This is a genomic window from Chlorobaculum sp. 24CR (assembly GCF_004118635.1).
In the GTDB taxonomy this organism is placed as follows: Bacteria; Bacteroidota; Chlorobiia; order Chlorobiales; family Chlorobiaceae; genus Chlorobaculum.
On sequence record NZ_SDGU01000016.1, the window covers coordinates 24,039 to 30,046 of the forward strand.

A 6,008-nucleotide genomic window follows, 5' to 3' on the forward strand; every position below is an offset into this window, starting at 1 on the left:
GTCAATGCCCAGGTTAGCCTGGCGAGGCTCGGCCCTGACGAATAATTTCGTTTATTGCCTGAGAGCAACTATCGATCACCGCAACGGATACGTTTATGCACCATCCTTCGAGAAAACCGGTCAATCTGAGAGTCAGCGCCCTGTGCGTCCAGGATGGCCATGCGCTGTTCGTCGAGCACCGGAGCTTCGCGCCGGACGATCCGGCCATGCCCCAAAGCTACTGGATTCTGCCGGGCGGGGTGGTCGAACGGGGCGAAACCCTCAAAGAGGCGCTCAGGCGCGAGATGCTCGAAGAGACCAGGCTGGAGTGCTCGGTTGGCGGGATGGTGTTCGTCAAGGAGCTGCTCTGGCCTCATCCGGGCTTGCCGGGGCAGGGGGAGCGGCACCACTCGGTTTCGCTCGGCTTCCATTGCGAAGTGACCGGCGGCCAGCTTGTAACGGGCCGCGACCCGGAGCTGCCCGACGACCGGCAGATGATTCTCGAAACCCGCTGGCTGCCGCTGGCGGAGCTGTCGGAATATCTGCTCTATCCGCCGTTCCTCTACGAATTCATCGATTCCGGCCTCCGCCGTGGCTTCGACACCCAGCGCCCGGAATTCTTCGGCTCGCCGCTGTGAGCGGCGGGAAAGGGCGACAAAAGGGCGACCGCGAGGGTCGCCCCTACGGAAATGGCATCGGCGGTTCTGTTGTAGGGGCAGGCCTTGCGCCTGCCCGAATTCCGGTTTTATCAGACAGATCGGTCGAATCAGTCCGATCATCAGACCGATCTGTCAGGTGCGCCTGCCCTGATGTTTACAAATCCACGATCATTCCCAACGTCGTAAAGCTTTCCGGCTTGTAGAAGTACATGCCGTGGCGGCTCATGCCGGAGAAGTAGTTGGCGGCGACGCGCACGTTTTCGAGGCCGATCGAGGTAAGGCGCATTCCGGCTTGCAGGTTCCAGGTGCCGCGGTAGCCATCGGTTTTGGCCTCGTTCCAATCCCATTTCGGAAGCAGTTTGAAGTCGGCGGCCACGTAAGCGTTGGCCGGAAGACCGATCTCCACGCCCGCCTGGAACGAGCTGGGGCTGATTTCGTCCGGCAGGGTGTTGTACAGGTACTGATAGCCCAGATAGACGCGGCGGCCCGGCGCGGAGAGCGCTCCCGTGACGTTGACGAACTCGCGGCTGTAGGTGAAGGGAATGCCGAACGGGGTATCGCCGGGGTTGAGCCACTGGCCAGCGTCATCGGTGTGACCATCCTCGAAATGGGCCGAAATGTGGCTCAAACGCACCCGCACGCTCGCCTCGTCGAACGAGAGCAGGCGCTCCCTGAACTGGTGGCGGAACGTCGTATTGATGCCGAACATGTAGTCGATGCAGTCCACCGGGAACTTGAAGTCGTTGCTTCTGTTCAACAACGACCAGGTGGCGAAGTCGATGCCGACGGCGAAGGTTTTGCTGTCGTTCTGGTACAGGTCAGCCGAGGTGCCGATGTCGAGCTGGAGCTGCTTTTTGTCGAGCATCGGCATGACGGCGATGCGTGGTTCCATCGGGTCGGCGACGAGCGGCTCGAAGAGCGTGTCGAAGGTCGGCTTGATGGCCGATTCAGCCGAGGCCGTCGAAAGCGGCGCCGTGGCGCAGAGCGCCGAAAGCATTGCAGTTGTCAGAATTGAGGTGCGTGTTTTCATGATGCGTTGTCCTTGATCGGGATTGTTGTGTGTATGAACAAGTGTGTAAAGTCGTCGCTCCGAAGCGATTCGCCGGTTCACTTGGCCAGCAGCCGGTGCAGCACGGCCATCCGCACGGCCACGCCGTTGGTGACCTGCTCCATCAGCATACTGCTCGAATAGCCCGGTGGCTGGATGCGGTCGGCCACGAGGTTCGAGATTTCGATTTCGCGATTGATCGGGCCGGGGTGCAGCACCGGCAGCAGCCGTTTCAGCCGGTCGAGCTTTTCGTCGGTCAGGCCGTAGTACGCGGAGTACTCTTCGAGCGACGGAATGTAGCCGCCGGTGGCGCGTTCGAGCTGAAGCCGCAGCACAATGGCCGCGTCAGCCCAGGCGAGCGCCTTGTCGAGATCGGTGAAGACCTGCACGCCGAGCTTGTCGATGCGGCCCGGCAGGAGCGTCGTGGGAGCGCAGACGGCAATCTCGGCGCCGAGCGTCTTGAGGCCGATGATGTTCGAGCCCGCCACGCGGCTGTGCAGAATGTCACCGAGAATCATGATTTTCAGCCCCTCGATCCGCCCGAAATATTCGCGCAGCGTGAGAATGTCGAGCAGCGCCTGCGTCGGATGCTCGTGCGTGCCGTCACCGGCGTTGACGACGGGCCGGTCGGTGATCGAGGCCACGAACTCCGCCGCGCCCGACGACGGGTGGCGCAAGACGAAGGCATCGACCTTCATCGCTTCGAGGTTCCGGATGGTGTCCGAGAGCGTTTCGCCCTTGCTGACGCTGCTCGACGCCGCCGTGAAGCCCAGCGTGCTCGCGCCGAGGTGCCGCGCGGCAAGTTCGAACGAAAAGCGGGTGCGGGTGGAATTTTCAAAAAAAACGAGGGCGATCCGCCGGTTGGCAAGCACCGGAGCGAAGATTTCCGGCTCTCTGTTGAGGCCTGCGCGATACCCGGCAGCAAGGTCGAGAAGATCGTGCAGCGTGTCGGCGGGCAGCCTGTATAGTCCCGTGAGGTGATTCAAAAGTGCTGTAAAGGATAAGTGTTGGTTGTGCTCTGCGAAATTAAGAAAATTTTGACGATCATAGTAGGCTGCTGTTTTCCTTGGATTTTCAAGACGGAGCGCAGATGCAGGAGTTTGCATTCAGGAGGGGTTCAGCCCTCCGGACATTCAAAACTTTTACATTCATGTTGCCCCGGTTTTCAAACCGGGGGGGAAGATTTCGAGCACCTAAACCTTTGCCCATGCACGAAATGTCCATCGCGCTGTCGGTGATCGAGGTCGTCGTTGACAAGGCCCGCGAGGAGGGTGGCGGCAGAGTTACCGGCATCGAACTCGTGGTCGGAAAGCTGGCGGGCGTACAGGTCGAGTCGTTGCGGTTCTGCTTCGACGCGGCCACGCGCGACACGCTTGCCGACGGAGCCGAACTCCTGATCGAAGAGTCGGAGGGGCGGGGCCGCTGCGAGGCGTGCGGCGAGCGTTTCGCGGTCACGAACTTTTTCGCCAGGTGCCCGGCCTGCGGCCAGTTCCGGGTGACGGTCGAATCGGGCCAGGAGCTTGCGGTGCGTTCGTTCACCATAGAGTGATGGGTGGACGGATCGCTCGTATCAGACTGATTCGTCGGATCGATGTTATGGTGCCGGATAGTAAAACACGTAAACAATTGCCCCGGACTTCAGTCCGGGGTATGCGGATAAAACAAAATAAATCATGGCTTTAGCCCAATATCTTACAACGGCGTCGATTGCGATTTTTTTGTTGCTGGAATAAATAAAAGTAATTACCAGATTCAACGGGAGTAAAACAGTATGTGCGATACCTGCGGTTGTTCGGGGGATGGCGGAGCGGTGCTTCGCAAGCCGGGCGTGAAGGGCTACCACGTTCACGTCGGCGATGAGGGCGGCCACCATCACCACCACGAGCACAGCCACGACCACCACCATGGCGAGGTGCGCAAGGTGCAGATGGAGCAGGATGTGCTCTTGCAGAACAACCTGCTTGCCGAGCGCAACCGTGGCTGGTTCGAGGCGCGGCGGGTGCTGGCGCTGAACTTCCTCAGCTCGCCCGGCTCCGGCAAGACCTCGATTCTCGAAAAGACCATCCCGGCACTGCTGGAGCAGTGTCCCGTCACGGTGATCGAGGGCGACCAGCAGACCACCAACGACGCCGACCGGATCGACGCGCTCGGCGTGCCGGTCATCCAGGTCAACACCGGCACCGGCTGCCACCTCGACGCGCAGATGGTGCAGCGCGCCGTGAAGGAACTCGACCCGCCGGAGCGCTCGCTCGTCTGCATCGAGAACGTCGGCAACCTGGTTTGCCCGGCGCTTTTTGACCTCGGCGAGGCAGCCAAAGTGGTGGTCATCAGCGTCACCGAAGGCGAGGACAAGCCGCTCAAATATCCGACCATGTTTCACGAGGCCGACCTCTGCCTGCTCAACAAAACCGACCTCTTGCCGCACGTCGATTTCGACCCCGCCAAGTGCCGCGAGTACGCCATGCAGGTCAACCACCACCTCGAATGGATCGAGCTTTCGGCCCGAACCGGCGAGGGGTTCGACGAGTGGATCGCCTGGCTGAACTCGAAGATCGCGGCGCTCTGAGCGGATCGCTTCAGCGTGAACGCCGCCGGATCGAGGTTCGCGGCATCGTGCAGGGGGTGGGGTTCCGCCCCTTCGCGTGGCGGCTTGCGGGCCGGTTCGGTCTGGACGGATTTGTCCGCAATGCCAGCTCCGGCGTTCTGATCGAAATCGAGGGCGAGCCGGACGATCTCGACCGCTTCGAGGCCGCGCTTCGCGACGAAGCGCCGCCGCTCGCCCGCATCGATTCGATTAACCGGCAAGTGATCCCGTCCGTCTGCGGTGAGCCGGGCTTCGTCATCTCCGAATCCACCGGCGGCGAAGCGATGCAGACGCTCATCTCGCCCGACATCGCCACCTGCCCGGCCTGCCTCGCCGACATTGCCAACCCCGCCGGACGCCGCTACCGTTACGCCTTCACCAACTGCACCGACTGCGGCCCGCGCTACACCATCGTCGAGGCCGTCCCCTACGACCGCCCCTTCACGACGATGAAACACTTCGCGCTCTGCCCCGACTGCCAGCGCGAATACGACGATCCCGCTGACCGCCGCTTCCACGCCCAGCCCAACGCCTGCCCCGTCTGCGGCCCGAAGCTCGAACTGCGCGACGCGGGCGGTCAGCGGATCGATGTTTGCCGGAATGACCGTAAACAAGCGGTTATTCCGGTCGGCATCAGACCCGACGCTCCGTCATGGCGATCCCGACTTGTCGGGAGAAGCACTCTTTTGAATGAACTCAGGAAGATGGATTGCCACGTCGCGCCGCTCCTCGCAATGACGGCAAATTTCGACAGTCAGCAGGCTGTTGGCGACGAGATTTCGGCGGCGGGCGAAGTGCTTCGTCGAGGCGAGATCGTAGCTATCAAAGGCATCGGCGGTTTCCATCTCGCCGTCGATGCCTCGAACGACGATGCCGTTCGTTGCCTGCGAACCCGCAAGGGACGCGAACAGAAGCCGTTTGCCGTGATGGTTCGCGACCTTGCCGCCGCCCGTGCGCTGTGCGAGATTGGCGCGGATGAGGAGGCCGCGCTCGCCTCGCCGCAAGCGCCCATCGTGCTGCTTCGCAAACGCGCCGATCTGCCGCTCGCCGCGTCCATCGCCCCCGGCAACGACCGCCTCGGCGTGATGCTGCCCTACTCGCCGCTGCACGTTCTGCTCATGCGCGACGGGCCGGAGGTGCTTGTCATGACCAGCGCGAACTTCAGCGAGGAGCCGCTCGTGGCGGAGAACGCCGAGGCGCTCGAACGGCTGGCGGGCATCGCCGATGCGTTCCTGATGCACGACCGCCCCATCGCCCGGCGCTGTGACGACTCGGTGGTCGTCCATCTCGCCGGAGCGGTGCGCCTCGTGCGCCGGAGCCGGGGCTACGCGCCCGCGCCGATCAGGCTCGCCGAAAGCGGCCTGCCGGTGCTCGGCACGGGCGGCGAGCTGAAGAACGCGCTCTGCCTCGCGAAGGGCGGCGAGGCGTTCATGAGCCAGCACATCGGCGACATGAAAAACTATGAAGCGTATCGCCACTTCGACGACGTAGCCGCGCACCTGCAACGCATCTTCAGCGCGGACGCCGAGCTGCTCGTGCACGACCTCCATCCCGCTTACATGACCACGCGCTGGGCGCTGGAGCAAGGCAGGCCGACGCTCGGCGTGCAGCACCACCACGCGCACCTCGCCTCGTGCCTCGCCGAACACCGCTGCGACGGCCCGGCCATCGGCCTCACGCTCGACGGCGTCGGCTACGGCGCGGACGGCGCCGCGTGGGGCGGCGAGGTGCTCGTCGG

6 protein-coding genes are annotated in these 6,008 nt (G+C 62.9%); 4 read left to right on the forward strand and 2 right to left on the reverse strand.

Going from position 1 to position 6,008, the window contains the following annotated elements; translation table 11 throughout:
- Nucleotides 1-95: 95 nt before the first annotated feature.
- Nucleotides 96-617, forward strand: coding sequence for an NUDIX domain-containing protein (locus EST62_RS03675; protein WP_129050760.1), 522 nt, complete (start codon nt 96-98; stop codon nt 615-617).
- 175 nt (nt 618-792) lie between these two features.
- Here the strand turns inward: EST62_RS03675 and EST62_RS03680 are convergent, their stop codons facing one another.
- Together EST62_RS03680 and EST62_RS03685 are read right to left on the reverse strand one after the other, a co-directional pair.
- On the reverse strand, nt 793-1,668 hold the full coding sequence (locus tag EST62_RS03680; RefSeq protein ID WP_129050761.1) for a DUF1207 domain-containing protein: 876 nt from the start codon (nt 1,666-1,668) through the stop codon (nt 793-795).
- A gap of 77 nt (nt 1,669-1,745) precedes the next feature.
- The gene (locus tag EST62_RS03685) at nt 1,746-2,672 is read right to left on the reverse strand and encodes an aspartate carbamoyltransferase catalytic subunit (protein WP_129050762.1); all 927 of its coding nucleotides are present in this window, start codon (nt 2,670-2,672) and stop codon (nt 1,746-1,748) included.
- Nucleotides 2,673-2,893: 221 nt separating this feature from the next.
- Here EST62_RS03685 and hypA point away from each other — a divergent pair, with 221 nt between their 5' ends.
- The 3 genes from hypA to EST62_RS03700 form a co-directional block, all read left to right on the forward strand.
- Nucleotides 2,894-3,235: a hydrogenase maturation nickel metallochaperone HypA gene (gene hypA / locus EST62_RS03690; protein ID WP_129050763.1), complete on the forward strand. Its 342-nt coding sequence runs from the start codon at nt 2,894-2,896 to the stop codon at nt 3,233-3,235.
- Between the two features lie 222 nt (nt 3,236-3,457).
- Nucleotides 3,458-4,252 carry a hydrogenase nickel incorporation protein HypB gene (gene hypB / locus EST62_RS03695; RefSeq protein WP_129050764.1) on the forward strand — a complete coding sequence of 265 codons (795 nt, stop codon included), beginning with the start codon at nt 3,458-3,460 and terminating at the stop codon, nt 4,250-4,252.
- Nucleotides 4,171-6,008, forward strand: a 1,838-nt coding sequence (locus EST62_RS03700) for a carbamoyltransferase HypF (RefSeq protein ID WP_134751606.1), incomplete at its 3' end; no start/stop codon positions are given. The genes hypB and EST62_RS03700, both read left to right, overlap by 82 nt.